Source organism: Pseudoclavibacter sp. AY1H1, assembly GCF_002931055.1.
Taxonomy (GTDB): Bacteria; Actinomycetota; Actinomycetes; order Actinomycetales; family Microbacteriaceae; genus Pseudoclavibacter.
This window is the reverse complement of the sequence record NZ_PSXX01000010.1, coordinates 96202-112555: the sequence shown is the minus strand read 5'-3', so window position 1 is coordinate 112555 and position 16354 is coordinate 96202. Positions and strand designations below refer to the sequence as shown.

The window sequence follows — 16354 nt, the reverse complement described above, 5'->3', positions numbered from 1 at the left end:
CCTCGATCAGATCTAATTTACAAATGTAAATTAGCACGATCGAGTGAGAACGCAAGGGGGCCAGATGGGTCAGCGCCGACTCTGGCTCACCCAGACTCCGGCCGACTTCCGGGACCGATCACGCGCATCCGCCAGCAAGGGCCCCGGAAGTCGCGTTTGATCACGCGAGTTGGCGGCGCCACCTACCGCAGCACGCGCCGCGTGAAGTCGTTCGCGAAGACGCCGCTGGGGTCGTAGCGTTCGACGAGCTTCCGGAAGTCGGCGAAGCGCGGGTACAGTTCCGAGGCCTTCACGCGCTCATCGAACACCTTGCCCCAGTGGGGGCGCCCGCCGAGCGGCGCGAAGATCTCGTCGAGCAGCGGCAGCAGCTCGGCGACCTCCGGGTCCTGCTTCCACGTGAAGTGCAGGCCGACGACGTCGTTGCCGTGCATGGGGCTCAGCCACAGCGAGTCGCGCGCGACCGTCCGCACCTCGTTGACCAGCAGGTGGGGGCGGATGCGGTCGGCGATGCCCGCGAGCGCGAGCAGCGCATCCTGTGCCCGAAGCCGTGGGATGAGGTACTCGCTCTGCAGCTCGGCGCCGTTGGAGGGCTGGAACTCGAGCTTGAAGTGCGGCAGGCGCTCGTACCAGGGGCCGGCGACGCCGAACTGCTCGCTGCAGGCCACGGCGGAGACGCCGCGGATGGGGTGCATCGCCTCGGTGGCGGGTGTTGCGCCGAAGAAGTCGCCAGGTGCCACCTCGCTCGCGAGCTGTTTCACCCACACCTGGTCGATGAGCTCGGGCTCCGCCCACGTCGTGAAGGCGCTCACGCTGTACCCGGCGCCCGTGATCTCGTCGAAGTTCTCGAGCAGCGCCGCGAACGGCAGGTTCTCGAAGACGCGCTGCCGCACCTCGAAGTGGGGCACGACGTCGAGGCGGATGCGCGTGACGACGCCGAGAGCGCCAAGCGACACGACGGCCCCGTCGAACCCCTCGTCTCCCCGCTCGAGCACGACGACATCCCCATCGCCGGCGACGAACTCGATGGCGGCGACGGCTGCCGCGAGGCTCCGGTTGGTGTTGCCGGAGCCGTGCGTTCCCGTGGCGACCGCGCCGGCGATGGAGATGTGCGGGAGGGAGGCGAGGTTCGCGAGCGCCAGGCCGTGTTCGGCGAGGTCGATCGCGAGCTCGCCGTAGCGGGTGCCCGCTCCGATGGACACCCACCGCCGGTCCTCGTCGATGCGGAGCGGGCTGCGCAGGCCGCGCGTCGAGACCTGCACGCCGCCCGTGTCCGCTATGCGGTTGAACGAGTGCCCACTGCCGAGCGCGCGCACCGAGTGCCCGCCGGCCACCGCGGCCCGCACCACCTCGCTGACCTCGGCCGTGCTCGTGGGGGTGGCGATCTGCTCCGCCTCGAAGGTGATGTTCCCGGCCCAGTTGGAGGTCACTGCGGTCCTGCTTTCTGCGACGTTGCGAAGTGGATGCACCCGGCGGAGCCAGGCCAGAGAGTCAGGCCCGAAGCTCCACCGCCGACCACCATACGGGGGCAGGGCGGGTTGATCAGTCGCTGGCCGACTTCCGCGACCAAACCCGCACGTCCGACTCGGGCAGCGCGCCGGCCCGCCTGACCAACATGAGCGCGATTTCGCGCCCAATCGCCGCCGGACACCGGCAACGCGCTGTCTTCGCACTGATGTTGGCCAGCCGAGCGCGAGCTCGCGGACCCGCCCCCTGGCGGTGAAGCCGCGCACCACCTAGGCTCGCCTGCCATGCGGATCGTCGTGTCGGGAACCCACGCAAGCGGCAAGAGCACGCTCATCGGCGACGTCGTGGCCGCGCATCCGGAGTACCGCGTCCTCCCCGACCCCTTCGAGGAGCTCCTCGACGACCGCTTCGACGACCTCGACGCTGGCCTGTTCAGCCGCCAGCTCGACATCGCCGCCCACCGGCTTGCCGAGCTGCCGGGCGGCTCCGACGTCATCGCGGAGCGCGGCCCGCTCGATTTCCTCGCCTACCTGCACGCGCTCGAGGCGCTCGGCAGGCCCGGGCGCTCGCGCGCGGCGATCGGGCGCGGTGCAGCGCTCACCCGGCACGCGGCCGAGCGGGTGGATCTCCTGGTACTGCTCCCCCTCGCTTACCGCGACCAGATCTCGGTGAGCGATGACGAGGACCTCGAACTCCGGGATGCCATGAACGACGCGCTCCTGGACCTCGCCGCCGAGCCGGAGCTCAGCAGCCCACGCGTCGTGGAGCTCACGGGCGACCGAGCGGAGCGCCTCGCGGGGCTCGAGGCGGCCTGCCTCGAGCTCTGACCAGCCTCCGTGACAAGACCCCCAGCTCCGGGGCTTCAAAGCCGGGAGGTGGGGGTCTCGTCACGGAAGTCGGTCAGGCGGCGTCGGTGGCCGCAGACCGGCCGTCGCCCTAGTACTGCTTGCCGGGGATCCAGCTCGTGCCGGCGAGCGGCACGTTCGCCATCGCGGCCGACTCGACGGTCAGCGCGACGAGGTCCTCCGGCTCGAGGTTGCGGATGTGCGACTTGCCGCACGCGCGGGCGATGGTCTGCGCCTCCATGGTGAGCACGCGCAGGTAGTTCGCGAGGCGACGCCCTCCCTCGACGGGGTTGAGGCGGGAGGCGAGCTCCGGGTCCTGCGTCGAGATGCCGGCCGGGTCGCGCCCGTCCTGGAAGTCGTCGTAGAAGCCGGCGGCCGAGCCGATGTCGGCGTACTCCTGCTGGTAGCGGGGGTCGTTGTCGCCGAGCGCGATGAGCGCGGCCGTGCCGATCGCGACGGCGTCGGCGCCGAGCGCCATGGCCTTCGCGACGTCGGCTCCCGTGCGGATGCCGCCGGACACGATGAGCTGCACCTTGCGGTGCATGCCGAGCTCCTGGAGCGCCGCGACGGCCTGCGGGATCGCGGCGAGCGTCGGAATGCCGACGTTCTCGATGAACACCTGCTGCGTCGCAGCCGTGCCTCCCTGCATGCCGTCGAGCACCACCACGTCGGCACCGGCCTTCACCGCGAGCGCCGTGTCGTAGTAGGGGCGGGATGCCCCGATCTTCACGTAGATCGGCTTCTCCCAGCCGGTGATCTCGCGAAGCTCGGCGATCTTGATGGTCAGGTCGTCCGGGCCCGTCCAGTCGGGGTGGCGGCTCGCGGATCGCTGGTCGATGCCGATCGGCAGGGTCCGCATCCCGGCGACGCGCTCGGTGATCTTCTGCCCGAGCAGCATGCCGCCGCCGCCCGGCTTCGCGCCCTGGCCGAGGACGATCTCGATCGCATCCGCCTTGCGCAGATCGTCGGGGTTCATGCCGTACCGGGAGGGCAGGTACTGGTAGACGAGGTGCTTCGACTGTCCACGCTCCTCCGGCGTCATGCCGCCGTCGCCCGTCGTCGTCGAGGTGCCGACCTCGGAGGCGCCGCGCCCGAGGGCCTCCTTGGCGTTCGCGGAGAGAGCGCCGAAGCTCATCCCGGCGATCGTGACCGGAATGTCGAGGTGCAGGGGCTTCGAGGCGAAGCGGTCGCCGAGCACGACGTCGGTGCCGCAGCGCTCGCGGTACCCCTCGAGCGGGTAGCGCGACATGGATGCGCCGAGGAACAGCAGGTCGTCGAAGTGCGGCAGCTGCCGCTTCGCGCCCCACCCGCGGATGTCGTAGATGCCCGTGCGGGCGGCGCGCTGGATGTCGGAGATCGTCGCGCGGTCGAACGTCGCGGACTCGCGGAGGCCGAGCTCGGCGAGGCGAGCGGGTGACTGCGGTGCGCCGACGGTGGACGTGGGCTGGTCGATGAGAGTCATGAGTGGCGCTTCCTGCTCGGCCTAGTAGGCGTTGTCGACGTTGAAGTGGTAGAGCTTGCGGGCCGAGCCGTAGCGCTTGAACGCGGCCGGGTCGTCGTCGCGGCCGGCTGCGACGAGCAGCTCGGCGAGCTCGGCGAGGTGCTCCTCGCGCATGGGCTTCTCGATGCAGTCGGCGCCGAGCGATTCGACGGCACCCTGCACGTAGATGCGGGTCTCGTAGATGGAGTCGCCGAGCGCCTCCCCGGCGTCGCCGCACACGACGAGGCGTCCGGCCTGCGCCATGAACGCCGACATGTGCCCGATGCTGCCACCCACGACGATGTCGACGCCCTTCATGGAGATGCCGCAGCGGGCTCCGGCGTTGCCGTCGATGACGACGAGGCCGCCGTGGCCGGTCGCGGCGGCGGACTGGGAGGCGTCGCCCGTGACGTGCACGGTGCCGCTCATGATGTTCTCGGCGAGCCCGACTCCGGCGTTGCCGTTGATGGTGACGGCGCCCCGCTGGTGCATTCCGGCGGCGTAGTAGCCGACGTGCCCGTCGATCGTGACGTCGATGGCCGAGCTGATGCCGACGGCCACGTTGTGCTTGCCGGCGGGGTGCTGGATGCTCCACCTGGTTCCGTCTTCCGCCGCCTGGACGGCTGCGTTCACGACTCGCACATCCTGGCCGGCGAGGTCGATCGTGGTGGGACTGGCCGCAGCCGTGGCGGACGACGAGGGGGCCGCCGCGGGAGCAGCGGCGCGAGGAGCTGCGGGTGCGGCCGCTGGGGCTGCCGCGTACTGGGTGCTGTCTAGAGTGACCACGTGTAGACCTTTCCGGGGACTGGTTCGAAGATGTCGGCGGACTCGATGCCGGGGAGCTGCGCGAGGGCGCGGTACTCGGAGGCCATGGCCACGTAGTCGTCGGTGACGGCCACGATGGCGGGCTTGCAGGCGATGGGGTCGCGCACGATGGCCATGCTGTCGGCGGTCGTGACGACAAGCGTGTAGAAGCCGTCGAAGACGTCGCCGAGGTTGATGAGCGCCTCCTCGAGGGTGTCGCCCTGCTCGAGGCGGGAGGCGATGTAGCGCGCACCGACCTCGGTGTCGTTCTCGGAGTCGAACTGCACGCCCGTGCGCTTCAGCTCGCGACGGATGGAGGCGTGGTTCGAGAAGGATCCGTTGTGCACGAGGCAGAGGTCGTCGGCGACGGCGAAGGGGTGCGTGCCGCCCGCGGTCACGGCCGATTCGGTGGCCATGCGGGTGTGCGAGACGCCCTGGCTCCCCGACATGGACTCGAGGCCGTGGTTGGAGGCGACGTCCATGGGATTGCCGACGCTCTTCATGACGGCGAGGTGGCCGCCGCGGCCGATGATCGTGGCGGCGGGGAGGGCCGCGCTGACCGCATCCGCGAGGATGCTCGTCGACAGCTCGCCGCTCACGAGCGTCGTGTCACCCACGACGGACACCTTCGGCGCCGCCCCGGCTGGGAGGGTGCGCTCGAGTTCGGCGGTGAGCTCCTCCACGGTGAGCAGCTGCGTGCCGCCGAGGAGGCTGAGCGTCGACGCGGCGCTGCCCGTGAGGTCGGGGTTGTCGTACACGGCGAGGCCCGCGGAGTCGGGTCCACGGTCGACCATCTCGCAGAGCATGGTCTGGAGCAGGTCGCCCATCTGCGGCCTGAGCTGGGGGTTGCGCAACTGCAGCGCGGCGATTCCACACACGGGCGTGGTCCTTTCGGGGTGGTCTTGTCTGGTCTCTGGATGCGGGTGGGTCAGAAGGCGGTGAGGTAGGTGTCGAGTTCCCAGTCGCTGACCTGCGCGTGCCAGGTGAGGAACTCGGTCTCCTTCGCGTCGGCGAAGTAGCGGCCGGTGGCCTCGTCACCGCTGAGGCTGGCGAGGATCACGGGATCGCGGCGCAGCGCCTCGACGGCGTGGAGGAGCGTCGCGGGCAGCACGGCCGCGCCTTCGGGTGCCTGGCCTGGGCCGGAGGGGTTGCCTGGGTCGATGCTGTTGTCGATGCCATCGAGGCCGGCCATGATCGAGGTCGCGACCGCCAGGTAGGGGTTCGCTGCACCGTCCCCCGAGCGGAGCTCGACGCGCTTGTTGTCAGGAACCCGCACCATGTGCGTGCGGTCGTTGCCACCGTACGACGCCTTTCGCGGCGACCAGGTCGCGCCCGAGCTGGACGTGGCCGTGCCGATCCGCTTGTACGAGTTCACCGAGGGAGCGAGGAACGCCTGCAGGGCGGGCGCGTGCTCGAGGAGCCCTGCCACGAAGCCGTACGCGACGGGCGAGAGGCCGAGGCCCCGCGCATCCGGTGCCGACTCGCTCGCGGCGTCGCCGGTGGATGCGGCGGTGCCGCTCGCGCTCGGGTCCGCCGGGAAGAGCGGCTCGTCCTGCTCGCTCCACAGCGACAGGTGGAGGTGCAGGCCCGTGCCCGTGCGGTTCGTGAAGGGCTTCGGCATGAACGTCGCCGTCATGCCGCGCTCTTCGGCGAGCACGTTGAGGATGTAGCGGAGCGTGATGACGCGGTCGGCGGTCGTGAGCGCGTCGGCGTAGTCGAAGTTCTGCTCGAACTGGCCGGCGCCGTCTTCGTGGTCGTTGGCGTAGTTGCCCCAGCCGAGCGAGTTGATGGCGGTCGAGACGGAGGCGAGGTGGTCGTACATGCGAGTCACGCCGCGGGCGTCGTAGCAGGGGCGAGGGCCGTTGTCGCGCTTGTCGGCGGGGGCGAGGGTGCCGTCTTCGGCGCGGTCGACGAGGAAGTACTCGACTTCGGCGCCGACCTTGGCGGTCATGCCGCGCGTGGCGAGCTCGGCGATGGCGCGCTTCAGGATGTTGCGGGGCGCGTACGGCCACGGCTCCCCGTTGACGTGCGGGTCGCAGTGCACGAGCGCGAGGCCCTCGCGGACGAACGGCAGAGGGGTGAACGAGTCGAGGTCGGGGATCGCGATGAGGTCGGGGTCGTGCTGCTCCTGGCCGATGAGGCCGGCGGCGAAACCCGCGAACCCGAGGGCGCCCGCCTCGAGCTCGTCGGCGGCCGAGGTCGGCACGAGCTTCGCGCACGGCTTGCCGTTGAGGTCGACGAACGTGGCGAGGATGAACTGCACGCCGTGCGCCTGGGCGAGGTCGCGGAGCGTGATGCGGTCGCCTGCCGCGAGCTCTCCTTCGACCAGCTTGGGGGCTAGTTGTGTCATGGTCGTCTCCCGCATGGTGTTGATGTTACCTGACATGAAACCTTGTTCGCCAATAGTAGACAGATGGATGTTTCCGCAGCGTTCGCCCCTGTAAACACTGGGTTACGGGAAACGGGGTGAGGGCCGCCCATCCGCATCCACAGACGTCGCGCCTGCGCACCCCTGCGCGCCGAAACGCGTGCACAACCCCCAGGTCTGGCGAAGCCCCACCCGCAGACCTCGCGCCTGCGCACCCCCGCGCCCGGAAAGGCGTGCACAACCCCCAGGTGCAGCGAAGCCGCATCCGCAGCCCCCACGCATCCGCAGACCTCGCACTTGCGCAGACCTCGCACTTGCGCACCCCAGCTGGCGCCTCCTGGTGCCCTAGCCCCAGGTCTGGCGAAGCCCCACCCGCAGACCTCGCGCCTGCGCACCCCTGCGCCCAGAAAGGCGTGCACAACCCCCAGGTGCAGCGAAGCCGCATCCGCAGCCCCCACGCATCCGCAGACCTCGCACTTGCGCACCCCAGCTGGCGCCTCCTGGTGCCCTAGCCCAAGGTCTGCAGCCGACAGGCCAGGCCAGGGCGCAGCGCAGGGCAGGGCAGGGCGCAGCGCAGGGCAGGACGCGGCGCAGGACAGCGCAGGGCAGGGCGCGGCGCAGGGGGCACTGCCAGGGCCTCCCTGGTGTCGGTGGTGCGACATACGCTCCTGGCATGGAGTACACGAACCTCGGCCGCACCGGCCTCCGCGTCAGCCGCCTCGCACTCGGCTGCATGAGCTTCGGCGACCCGGAGCGCGGCCTGCACAGCTGGACCCTCGACGACGACGCGGCAGCACCGCTGCTCCGCCAGGCGGTCGAGCTCGGCATCACCTTCTGGGACACGGCGAACGTGTACCAGCAGGGCACGAGCGAGGAGATCATCGGGCGCGCGATGCGTCGCTTCAGCCGTCGGGAGGAGATCGTGCTCGCGACGAAGCTCTCCGGCAAGATGCACGACGGCCCCGGCGGCTCCGGCCTGTCCCGCACGGCGGTCCTCGAACAGGCGAACGCGTCCCTCGAGCGACTCGGCACCGACCACATCGATGTGCTCTACATCCACCGCTTCGACGACAGCACCCCCGTCGAGGAGACCATGCAGGCGCTCGACGACCTCGTGCGTGCCGGCAAGGTGCGCTATCTCGGCGCATCGTCGATGCACGCGTGGCAGTTCGCGAAGCTGCAGCAGGCCGCCGTGGTAGGCGGATGGACCCCGTTCGTCGCCATGCAGGACCAGTACAACCTGCTGAAGCGCGAGGAGGAGCGGGAGATGATCCCCATGTGCGCCGACATGGGCGTCGGCCTCGTCCCGTACTCGCCGAACGGCAAGGGGCGCCTGACCCGGCCGCGCGGCGAATTGACGGCACGCGCCGAGCTCGACTCGGTCGCGAAGGCGTTCGATGCCGATGCCGACGGCCCCATCATCGACGTCGTCGAGCAGATCGCGACCGAGCGCGAGGTCCCGATGGCACGAGTCGCACTGGCGTGGGTGCTGCGCAACCCGACGGTCGCAGCGCCCATCGTCGGGGCGACCAAGGCGAAGCACCTCGATGACGCCGTCGCGGCCCTCGAGCTGACGCTCACCGAGGACGAGGTCGCGCGACTCGAGGCGCCGTACGTGACCCAGCCTCCATTCTGGTGGTGACCCGACGCCCCTGGCGGTGATCGAGCGGCGGGCGTAAACACTGCGTTAAGAGCGGTCGCAGGCAGGTTTCCGGAGGGGCATCGCGCCCTTCCGGGGCGATGGAATGGGCGCATCCACCCCATTCGCGAAAGGCGCACCATGCCAGCTGCTCCCTTGTTCGACCTCTCCGACACTCGCGTCGTCGTCACCGGCGGCACGAAGGGCATCGGCTTCGGCATCGCCAGCGTGTTCGCGCAGGCGGGCGCACGGGTCGCCGTCGCTGGTCGCTCGCAGGCGGGGGTGGATACGGCCGTCGCCGCGCTCTCGCTCGTCGCCGACGCGGACACTCGAGCTCAGATCTCGGGGTTCACGGTCGACGTCACCGACCCCGAGTCGTGCCGCGCGCTTGCGGCGTCGACCGCGGCGGCGTTCGGCGGCATCGACGTGCTCTGCGCCAACGCGGGGATCTTCCCGCAGGCGGACCTCGCGACGATGACGCCGGCACAGCTCGACGAGGTGCTCGACACGAACGTGAAGGGCACCATCTACGCCGTGCAGGCCTGCCTGCCCGCCCTGCAGGAATCAGGCCGCGGTCGTGTCGTGCTGACCTCATCCATCACGGGCCCGACGACCGGCTACCCGGGCTGGTCGCACTACGGGGCCTCCAAGGCCGCGCAGCTGGGCTTCATGCGCACCGCCGCGATCGAGCTCGCGAAGCACGCCATCACCGTGAACGCGGTGCTGCCGGGCAACGTCGAATCCGCGGGGCTCGACGAGATGGGCGCGGACTACCTCGCGTCGATGACCTCCGCCGTCCCGCTGCGGAGACTGGGCCGAGCCGAGGAGATCGGCTACGCCGCGGCGTTTCTCGCGAGCCGCGAGGCGGGGTACATCACGGGTCAGACGATCGTCGTCGACGGCGGCCAGACGCTCCCCGAGTCTCCGGATGCACTGGGCTGACCCGAGCAGCACCGCGTCCAGCGAACCCTGTGGCGACTCTCAGGATTAGCTAGCTAACCTAACTATTCGATCATCCACTCTTGAACCAAGGAACCCCATGAGCCTGCTCGAGATCCCCCGCGAGTCCACGACCCGAGCGGTCGTCGATTCCGCTCCTCGACAGCTCCGCTGGCTCTCCCCCGCGAACGGACTCTGGGTCGCGATGCGGGAGACGGCCTCCGGCGACGACTTCGCCGGGTTCGTGGAGCTCGTGCACGGAGAGTTTCGCGCACACGACGGGCAGGGCACCTTCCTCGGCGCCTTCGCCACGCGCGAGGCCGGGCGCGACGCCATCGAGGGCGCAGTCCGCAGCTGAACCGGCGCACCGAGCGACCGGAGACCGGAACCGACCAGCTGGTAAAGTTGGGGCCACCAGACACCAACGACCAGCGACGCTTCCGTCGCCGGCCGTCGCGCGCCAGGGCTGAGCCCGCGCGAAGCGGTCCGCCGAGGACGCTGCTGGCCTACCGCGAGATTGGATCCCATCCCGCATGCCTCTCCTCACCATCCTCATCGGTGCCGCCCTCGTCGTGACGGGCGCGGTCGCCTACTTCGTCAGCGACACCGGCAGCCTCACGGCCCTCATCCCGGCCGCCGTCGGCCTCCTGCTCGTCATCGCCGGCCTCATCGCCCGCAACCCGAAGCTCCGCAAGCACGCCATCCACGGCGCGCTCGCCGTCGCGCTCCTCGGCGCGCTCGGGTCGCTCATGAACGTCGCCCAGCTGGGAGACCTCTTCGCCGGCACCGCCGAGCGCCCCGGCGCGGTCATCAGCAGCACCGTCATGCTGGTCCTGCTCGTCGCCCTCATCACCGCCGGCGTGCGCTCGTTCATCGCCGCCCGCCGCAGCCGCCAGACGTCAGCCGTCACGAGCTAGCGGCAGCTCCCCGCCCCAGGCTCGCCTGGAAGCGGATCAAGTACCCGTCGGGGTCCGTCACAAGGAATTGGCGGACCCCGACTTCGTCCCCACCCACCCGGTACCACTTCGTTTCCGGCGGCATGAAGAGCTCCCGACCGGTCGCGAGGACAGCCGCCGCGACCTCGTCAGCATCGGCCACGGAGATCTGGAAGTTGATGCCCCTCCCGAGCGGCGGCTCGAGCGGCCCGGTTACCCAGTTCCGGCCGACGCCGCGCTGTTCGAGCATGAGATGAGCGTTGCCACGGGTCAGATACGCGAACCCCTCCTCGGGTCGGTCATACTTCACCTCGAAACCGCATCCATCGACCCAGAACGCAAGGCTGATTCGGACGTCGGTGACGAGCAGCTCGGGTACGAGGTCGGGCAGATACTCGGATGGGGCGAGAGCACTCATGTCCGCATCGTCGCACGTCGATGCAGCCATGTTCCCGTCGTGTCGCCGAGCTACGGCGTGACCCGCATCCGCCGCCCGCTTCCACTGACCCGACGCCCAGTCTCGCGACGTACCGTCGATCGATGATCGGACTCAACCCAATGCACACCGTCGTGATGGTCGCCTACTTCGCGGTCATCCTTGCGATCCTGGTCCTCACCATCTGGGCACTGATCCTCGCCATCAAAGCCCTTCGCAAGTACCTGCGCACCCCGGATGCGCAGCAGCGGCTGCAGCCGCCAGCTCCGCCCGAGATCGACTGAGATCGACTGAACCCGGACTCGGGACTCCGACCGGCCCCGAGGTCCCGCGCGTCGAGGCCTAGACCCGGGTGAGCACGCGGAGTCCGGCGATCGCGCAGTCGGTGCTCCCGTAGCCGTCGAGGTCGCGCACCGAATCTCCCGGCGCGAGCCGCGATTCGGTGGATGCGAGCACGCGCTGGGCTGCGTTCACGACGCTCACGTCGCCGAACTCACGCAGCGCCGGGAGCAGCTCTCGTTCGACGTCGTCGACGAGGAGGTCCATGGCGACGACGCCGAGGAATCGCCGCCCGTTCCAGACGGGCATGCTGACGGTGAGCGTGTACTCGTCGCTGCACAGGTAGTCGACGTGCGGGCCCGCGACATGACCCTCGCCGGTCTCCCGGGGCACGCGGAACCATTCGAATCCGCTGTAGTCGATGTGCTCTCGGCTTGGCGTCTGCGCTGCGAGCCGCAGCTGCGAGCGCATCGGGCCCTGCCACCAGGACAGGTGGCCGCGGGACGGGCCGCGAAGGTCGAGAGATGCGACGAATCCGGCCCCGAACGCGGCCGGCCAGGTACGAGTGAAGACCGCGAGCGCGAGCGGCTCGACCAGCTCGTCGAGGCGACGGTCGCTGAGTTCGCCCCGCGACTCGAGGTCGCCGAGCACGGCACCGAGGTCGCGGCTGAGCGTTTCGAGCACGTCGAGTGTCGATCGGAAGTAGTCGTCGAGGAGCGCAGCTGGGCCGCGTCGAACCGCGGTGGCGTCGATCGTCATAGAGCGGCTCCTCTGCCTCGGTGTTGGCCGATGGTACACAGCGGAGGGCCGCTTTCACTGGGTCGACCGGCGAAGATCGGCGAGAGCCCGTTCCGCGTCACCAGGCGAGCGGCGACATGCGACCATTCAACAGCACCCGCAGCGCCGCGTGCACCTCGAGCGCGTTCCTTCGGTGGTCGTCGGGTGCGACGTCCCGCGCCGCACGGAGGCACACTCCCTCGAGGTCTCGTTCTGTGACCCCGTCGGGGAGGCACAGCATCCACTGCACCGCCCGCGGGGGCGCCGGCACCCCAGCATCTGCGAGGTACTGGACCATGTCGTCGTGGATCCCGCTGATGTCCTCCTCACTTGAGAAGGTGCCGTCGGCTGGCCCGCCGACACGCTGGCCACCGCCGTCCGTCTCGATGACGGGGTCGTACCGCGCCGGCTCCTGATACACCCAGCTGGGGCCGGCGAGGTAGGCGATGAGCGCCAGCCACCCGTTCGGCTCCAGCCTCATGAGGTTGGTGGTCTGCATCACGTTCTCCGTGAAGTCGCTCCAAGACCAGTTCGGCAGCCCCGCGAGTGCGGCGATCCTCACCTCGTTGTCGTTGATCGGCATACGTTGGCCCCCCAGCCATAGTCGTTCCCCGGCACCCGGCACCATCACGGCGCCGGCGCGCCTACCGCTCGAGCAGCGACCTGCGCTTTGCCTCGAGCCGTTCGACGACGTCGCTCACCGTCGCGCGCAGAGTCTCGCGCGCGCCAGCGGTGTCCCCCCGAGCGACATCATCGACGAGTCCAAGTATCTCGCCTCGCTGCGCCTCCCGCTCGGCGTCGTCCCCAGCGAGCAGCCCGAGCAGCGGGGAGAGCTCGGATTGCACGCGCATCTGCTCCTTGGTGAGCCGCACCGACTGCCCGAGTGCGCACAGTTCGACGACGATGTCGTCGGCGACGTGTCGCCACAGCGCGGGCGTCGGCTGAGCCTGCCGCCCGGAGATCGCGGCGTCGCCGAACGCCGTGAGCCGGGCGCGGATCGCGTCGACCTCGCTCGGCGCAGCCCTGGAGGCTGCGAGTTCGAGGCAGCCAGCGGTGACGGCGAAGTAATGGGCGGCGAGGTCACGCAGCGCCGTGCGGGAGATGGATGCGAGCTCGGCGGCGGCGTGTGAGGCAGGGTCGGCGCCCGCGGTGACGAAGCTGCCGCCTCCGCGTCCTCGTTTCGTCGTGACGAGGCCGCGTTGCCGCAGGAGGACCAGCGCTTCGCGAACGGTGACCGGCGAGACCCCGAGCGACTTGGCGAGCTCGCTCTCTGGGGGCAGGCGCTCCCCTGCTTGCAGAACGCCGCGGTTGATGGCGACGCTCAAGCGACGCTCGACGAGCGCGGCCTTGCCCTGGTCGGCGACGGACCGAAACACCGCGTTGCGCAGGCGCGACGGCACCCCGGCTTCGGGGTTTGTCCGCTGCGGCGTTGGCACCCCGCCATTGTCGCCCATCCGCCCCTGTACTGGCAGGGTGCAGATCAGACGCGGCGGGCGCGGCGGCCCCTGTCCAACATGAGTGCAGAATCGGCCCCTGAATCGCCAGTGACGTCCAGAGGCGACGAGTCTGCACTGAAGATGGTCAGCCCCGCAGGCGCGGACTGAAGAACGGCAGCGCGATGGGGGCGAACACCACGCCGCGCGAGGCCTTCACGCTGCCCACGATCGAGAACACGATGTGCGTCACGGAGACGGCGAACCAGAGCGTGATGGGGATGCCGATGGGGAAGAACGACCCAGAGTAGTTGTCGTCGAGGACGAAGAGGAACGCGATGTGCAGGGCGATGAGGATGATCGAGGAGAGCAGGTAGGTGAGCCCCCAGTTGGCGGCGTTGGTGCGGTTTCGCTCGCCTGCCTCGGTGGCGGGCGCGCGCGACCGGCCGGCCGCGATCATCACGATGCCTGCCGTGATGGCGGTCACGAACGGGAACGGGATGACCGCGATCAGCCCGAGGCTCCACTGTGTCGCGCCGTTCGCCAGCGGCCGCGTCAGGAAGACCGGCGAAGCCGACGCACCGGTGGGCGGGGCGAACTGCGGTGCGTTCGGGCTCGTCGGCGGGGCGCTCTGGGAGGGCAGGCTCGTCGCAGGGATATTCGGCGCCGCCTGGACCGGTGCCGCCTGGGCGGGCGGCTGCGGCTCTCCGGACGGCTCGAAGTAGAGGTTGCTCGCCCACGCCCCGGAGCCCGTCAGCTCCTGCAGCCGCTCCGGCGGCAGCTCGAGTGCTGTGCGGATGAGCGCGTCCACGTGCTGCTCGGTGTCGCAGACCATCCCCTGCGCCTCCCGGAGCATCTCGGGGTGCGGGTTCTCGTCGTCCGTGGCGCTGAGCACGTGGATCTCCGCGACCTCGAGCAGCAGGTAGCGTCCACGGTTCGCGGGGTCGCGCAGCACGCTGCGCGCCTCGGCGATCTGCCGCTGCGTCTCCTGGTCCTGCGGGAGCCGAGCGAAGAGGCGCTCGAGGTTGGCGACGCCCTGGTCGTAGTCGCCGAGGATCGCTGCCGCCGGCGCATCCCAGATCGTCGACGGCACCAGCCGACCAGACCCCGAGACGAGCAGCTCGTGCACGAGCGGCACATCCCAGTTCCACTCCGACAGCCCGGAGACACGAGTGAGCGGAGCCCCCTGCCCCGGAACCTCGTCGACAACGTAGAGATAGCTGCGGTTCGCCATCACGCGAGCCTAACGGGAGACGCCCGCACGCCGAGATCGCTCGCGGCGATCCGGGGTGCGGGCGTCGAGATCGACCCGGTCAGTCTTCGTCCTCATCCTCCAGCTCGGCCTTCTTCTCCACCTTCGGGAGGCAGTTGAAGAGGGCGTAGCCGATGAGGCCGACGACGATGGCCGAGATGATGGCCGGATGGAGGAGCGTCTCCGAGGCTCCCTCGATGAGCCAGGGCTGCGCGAAGATGAGCCCGATGACCTGGGCGAAGACGAGCACGAACGCCAGCAGCAGGAAGACGATCATCGCGATGCCGAAGAGCGGATGCAGGATGCGGTGCAGTGAGGTGCGCATGATTTCAGACTCCTATCCGCCGGGGACCGGGACGATCCCGAGCGCGATCAGGACGCCGAGCGCGAAGAACGGCACGACGTAGTAGATGATGAGCGGCACGAACGTGGACTCCGGTTTGGCTCCCGTGAGGCCGCTCGCGACGAAGATGGCGCCGGAGGCGGGCGGGGAGGCGCCCTCCGTCGAGGCGAACACGAGGATCGCGATGACGGCGAGCAGCGGGTCGATGCCCGCGGCGATGAGCGTGAACAGCGACACCTGACCGACGGCGGTGAGGGTTGCCGTCGACGACAGCGGGCCCGCGACCAGCACGATCAGCAGCCCGATGAACGTCACGAGCAGCCACAGCGGGATGTCGACGCCGCTCAGCAGGTTGTCGACGTCCTCCGCGAGGCCGAGCTCGGCGAGCACCTCGCTCGCGACGACGGCGAAGAAGAGGAGCGCGACGATCGTGTAGAACTTCGGCGCCCCGCTCGTGATGAGCTCCCACCATCCGCGCGGCGAGCGCGGCAGGTCCTTCCAGGCGACGAGCGCGGCGAAGAACATGATGAGGACGGGGATCCACACGATGAGCGAGATCGATCCCATGGCTTCGGAGAGCACCGGCGACGCCTTGAGGGCGTCGGCGAGGGGCCCGACCGAGATCGCGATCGGGATGATCGCGCCAAGGAAGATGAGGGTCGACGTTCCGCCGCGCTTCATCGCGCTGCGCCACGGCAGGATCTCGGGTCCCGAGGCTGCCGTGATCTTGTCGCGCTTCACGAACCAGCCGATGAGGCCCATCCGGAACACGAACTGGTAGATGCCGGCGACGAGCAGCGCCAGGTAGACCTCGCTGGTCGTCACGAGCGTGCCGGCGAATCCGATCATGATGACCATGGACGCGCTCGGAGGAAGCGCGGTGCCGAGGCCCGCGTTGCCGGCGATGACGGTCGCGGCGCGCGAGCGCTTCCATCCGGTGCGCACCATCCACGGACCGGTGATCGCTCCGGAGGAGGCCGCGTTGCCCGTGTTGGAGCCGCCCGCGACGGCTCCCATGGCACCGGATGCGAGCGTGTCGACGATCGCGGGGCCGCCCGGCAGCTTGCCGAAGAGCGAGGAGAGGATGGCGATGAGGCGATCGATGACGCCGGTGCGCTCGACGAAGTGCGTCATGAAGACGAACGCGACGGCGGCGTAGAGGACCTGGTTCTCGGATGCTTCGACGACGGCGGTCACGGCGTACTCGGGGGCGTTGAACCCGGCGAAGGCGAGCGTGACGAGGAAGCCGAGGATCATGGCTTCCGCCATGTTGCGCTTGACGACGACGTTCCAGGTGACGATCGTCGCGATGAAGGCGACGAGGGCGATCAGTGCGACAGGCATGACCCTCCCCTACGTC

General features: G+C 69.7%; 18 protein-coding genes. 6 read left to right on the top strand and 12 right to left on the bottom strand.

The annotated features are described in order from the left end of the window. Positions 1-182: 182 nt before the first annotated feature. A complete protein-coding gene (locus C5E05_RS14965; protein WP_219819553.1) occupies positions 183-1427 on the bottom strand; it encodes an FAD-binding protein in 1245 nt (414 codons plus the stop codon). A 321-nt stretch (positions 1428-1748) separates the two neighbouring features. Between C5E05_RS14965 and C5E05_RS14960 the strand changes: the two genes are divergently transcribed. Further along, positions 1749-2291 carry an AAA family ATPase gene (locus C5E05_RS14960; protein WP_104342381.1) on the top strand — a complete coding sequence of 181 codons (543 nt, stop codon included), beginning with the start codon at positions 1749-1751 and terminating at the stop codon, positions 2289-2291. Between the two features lie 109 nt (positions 2292-2400). Here the strand turns inward: C5E05_RS14960 and C5E05_RS14955 are convergent, their stop codons facing one another. From C5E05_RS14955 to glnT, 4 genes are read right to left on the bottom strand one after another with little or no spacing between them, the layout of a single operon-like run. Continuing rightward, entirely contained in the window at positions 2401-3771 is a 1371-nt protein-coding gene (locus C5E05_RS14955) for an FMN-binding glutamate synthase family protein (protein ID WP_201297698.1), read from the bottom strand. Positions 3772-3792: 21 nt separating this feature from the next. Beyond that, positions 3793-4575, bottom strand: a complete 783-nt coding sequence (locus C5E05_RS14950; protein WP_104342380.1) for a protein glxC — start codon at positions 4573-4575, stop codon at positions 3793-3795. Beyond that, positions 4563-5471, bottom strand: a complete 909-nt coding sequence (locus tag C5E05_RS14945; protein WP_104342379.1) for a glutamine amidotransferase — start codon at positions 5469-5471, stop codon at positions 4563-4565. The genes C5E05_RS14950 and C5E05_RS14945 overlap by 13 nt, the downstream gene beginning before the upstream one ends. A gap of 50 nt (positions 5472-5521) precedes the next feature. Beyond that, the gene (gene glnT, locus C5E05_RS14940) at positions 5522-6979 is read right to left on the bottom strand and encodes a type III glutamate--ammonia ligase (RefSeq protein WP_258064890.1); all 1458 of its coding nucleotides are present in this window, start codon (positions 6977-6979) and stop codon (positions 5522-5524) included. Positions 6980-7634: 655 nt separating this feature from the next. On the opposite strand from glnT, the gene C5E05_RS14935 reads away from it, so the two are divergent. The 4 genes from C5E05_RS14935 (at position 7635) to C5E05_RS14920 (ending at position 10456) form a co-directional block, all read left to right on the top strand. Next, positions 7635-8603, top strand: a complete 969-nt coding sequence (locus tag C5E05_RS14935; protein WP_104342378.1) for an aldo/keto reductase — start codon at positions 7635-7637, stop codon at positions 8601-8603. 138 nt (positions 8604-8741) lie between these two features. Next, complete coding sequence (gene fabG / locus C5E05_RS14930) at positions 8742-9542, top strand: 3-oxoacyl-ACP reductase FabG (RefSeq protein ID WP_219819552.1); 801 nt, start codon at positions 8742-8744, stop codon at positions 9540-9542. A 97-nt stretch (positions 9543-9639) separates the two neighbouring features. Further along, on the top strand, positions 9640-9897 hold the full coding sequence (locus C5E05_RS14925) for a hypothetical protein (protein ID WP_104244802.1): 258 nt from the start codon (positions 9640-9642) through the stop codon (positions 9895-9897). Positions 9898-10072: 175 nt separating this feature from the next. Further along, positions 10073-10456 carry a hypothetical protein gene (locus tag C5E05_RS14920; protein ID WP_104244804.1) on the top strand — a complete coding sequence of 128 codons (384 nt, stop codon included), beginning with the start codon at positions 10073-10075 and terminating at the stop codon, positions 10454-10456. Here C5E05_RS14920 and C5E05_RS14915 read toward each other — a convergent pair. Further along, positions 10446-10892 carry a VOC family protein gene (locus C5E05_RS14915; RefSeq protein ID WP_104342377.1) on the bottom strand — a complete coding sequence of 149 codons (447 nt, stop codon included), beginning with the start codon at positions 10890-10892 and terminating at the stop codon, positions 10446-10448. The two genes, C5E05_RS14920 and C5E05_RS14915, sit on opposite strands and share 11 nt — an antisense overlap. 122 nt (positions 10893-11014) lie before the next feature. Between C5E05_RS14915 and C5E05_RS14910 the strand changes: the two genes are divergently transcribed. Then, complete coding sequence (locus C5E05_RS14910) at positions 11015-11194, top strand: hypothetical protein (protein WP_104244806.1); 180 nt, start codon at positions 11015-11017, stop codon at positions 11192-11194. Positions 11195-11252: 58 nt separating this feature from the next. Here the strand turns inward: C5E05_RS14910 and C5E05_RS14905 are convergent, their stop codons facing one another. The 6 genes from C5E05_RS14905 to C5E05_RS14880 all read right to left on the bottom strand — a co-directional run bounded on the left by C5E05_RS14905 (position 11253) and on the right by C5E05_RS14880 (position 16338). Continuing rightward, a complete protein-coding gene (locus C5E05_RS14905) occupies positions 11253-11948 on the bottom strand; it encodes a cache domain-containing protein (protein ID WP_104342376.1) in 696 nt (231 codons plus the stop codon). A gap of 97 nt (positions 11949-12045) precedes the next feature. Next, positions 12046-12549, bottom strand: coding sequence for a DUF5956 family protein (locus C5E05_RS14900; RefSeq protein WP_104342375.1), 504 nt, complete (start codon positions 12547-12549; stop codon positions 12046-12048). Positions 12550-12610: 61 nt separating this feature from the next. Beyond that, positions 12611-13402: a FadR/GntR family transcriptional regulator gene (locus tag C5E05_RS14895; protein ID WP_181059656.1), complete on the bottom strand. Its 792-nt coding sequence runs from the start codon at positions 13400-13402 to the stop codon at positions 12611-12613. Positions 13403-13547: 145 nt separating this feature from the next. Beyond that, positions 13548-14633 carry a DUF4870 domain-containing protein gene (locus C5E05_RS14890; RefSeq protein ID WP_104342373.1) on the bottom strand — a complete coding sequence of 362 codons (1086 nt, stop codon included), beginning with the start codon at positions 14631-14633 and terminating at the stop codon, positions 13548-13550. Positions 14634-14712: 79 nt separating this feature from the next. Next, positions 14713-14976 carry a hypothetical protein gene (locus C5E05_RS14885; RefSeq protein WP_104244816.1) on the bottom strand — a complete coding sequence of 88 codons (264 nt, stop codon included), beginning with the start codon at positions 14974-14976 and terminating at the stop codon, positions 14713-14715. A gap of 12 nt (positions 14977-14988) precedes the next feature. Beyond that, the gene (locus C5E05_RS14880; protein WP_104244818.1) at positions 14989-16338 is read right to left on the bottom strand and encodes a TRAP transporter large permease subunit; all 1350 of its coding nucleotides are present in this window, start codon (positions 16336-16338) and stop codon (positions 14989-14991) included. Positions 16339-16354: the final 16 nt, after the last annotated feature.

Excerpts from the sequence above, each read along its gene's own strand:
- C5E05_RS14960 (WP_104342381.1), top strand. The coding sequence starts at position 1,749 with ATGCGGATCGTCGTGTCGGGAACCCACGCAAGCGGCAAGAGCACGCTC.
- C5E05_RS14955 (WP_201297698.1), bottom strand. The coding sequence starts at position 3,771 with ATGACTCTCATCGACCAGCCCACGTCCACCGTCGGCGCACCGCAGTCA.
- glnT (WP_258064890.1), bottom strand. The coding sequence starts at position 6,979 with ATGTCAGGTAACATCAACACCATGCGGGAGACGACCATGACACAACTA.
- C5E05_RS14935 (WP_104342378.1), top strand. The coding sequence starts at position 7,635 with ATGGAGTACACGAACCTCGGCCGCACCGGCCTCCGCGTCAGCCGCCTC.
- fabG (WP_219819552.1), top strand. The coding sequence starts at position 8,742 with ATGCCAGCTGCTCCCTTGTTCGACCTCTCCGACACTCGCGTCGTCGTC.
- C5E05_RS14925 (WP_104244802.1), top strand. The coding sequence starts at position 9,640 with ATGAGCCTGCTCGAGATCCCCCGCGAGTCCACGACCCGAGCGGTCGTC.
- C5E05_RS14920 (WP_104244804.1), top strand. The coding sequence starts at position 10,073 with ATGCCTCTCCTCACCATCCTCATCGGTGCCGCCCTCGTCGTGACGGGC.
- C5E05_RS14915 (WP_104342377.1), bottom strand. The coding sequence starts at position 10,892 with ATGAGTGCTCTCGCCCCATCCGAGTATCTGCCCGACCTCGTACCCGAG.
- C5E05_RS14910 (WP_104244806.1), top strand. The coding sequence starts at position 11,015 with ATGATCGGACTCAACCCAATGCACACCGTCGTGATGGTCGCCTACTTC.
- C5E05_RS14905 (WP_104342376.1), bottom strand. The coding sequence starts at position 11,948 with ATGACGATCGACGCCACCGCGGTTCGACGCGGCCCAGCTGCGCTCCTC.
- C5E05_RS14900 (WP_104342375.1), bottom strand. The coding sequence starts at position 12,549 with ATGCCGATCAACGACAACGAGGTGAGGATCGCCGCACTCGCGGGGCTG.
- C5E05_RS14890 (WP_104342373.1), bottom strand. The coding sequence starts at position 14,633 with ATGGCGAACCGCAGCTATCTCTACGTTGTCGACGAGGTTCCGGGGCAG.
- C5E05_RS14885 (WP_104244816.1), bottom strand. The coding sequence starts at position 14,976 with ATGCGCACCTCACTGCACCGCATCCTGCATCCGCTCTTCGGCATCGCG.
- C5E05_RS14880 (WP_104244818.1), bottom strand. The coding sequence starts at position 16,338 with ATGCCTGTCGCACTGATCGCCCTCGTCGCCTTCATCGCGACGATCGTC.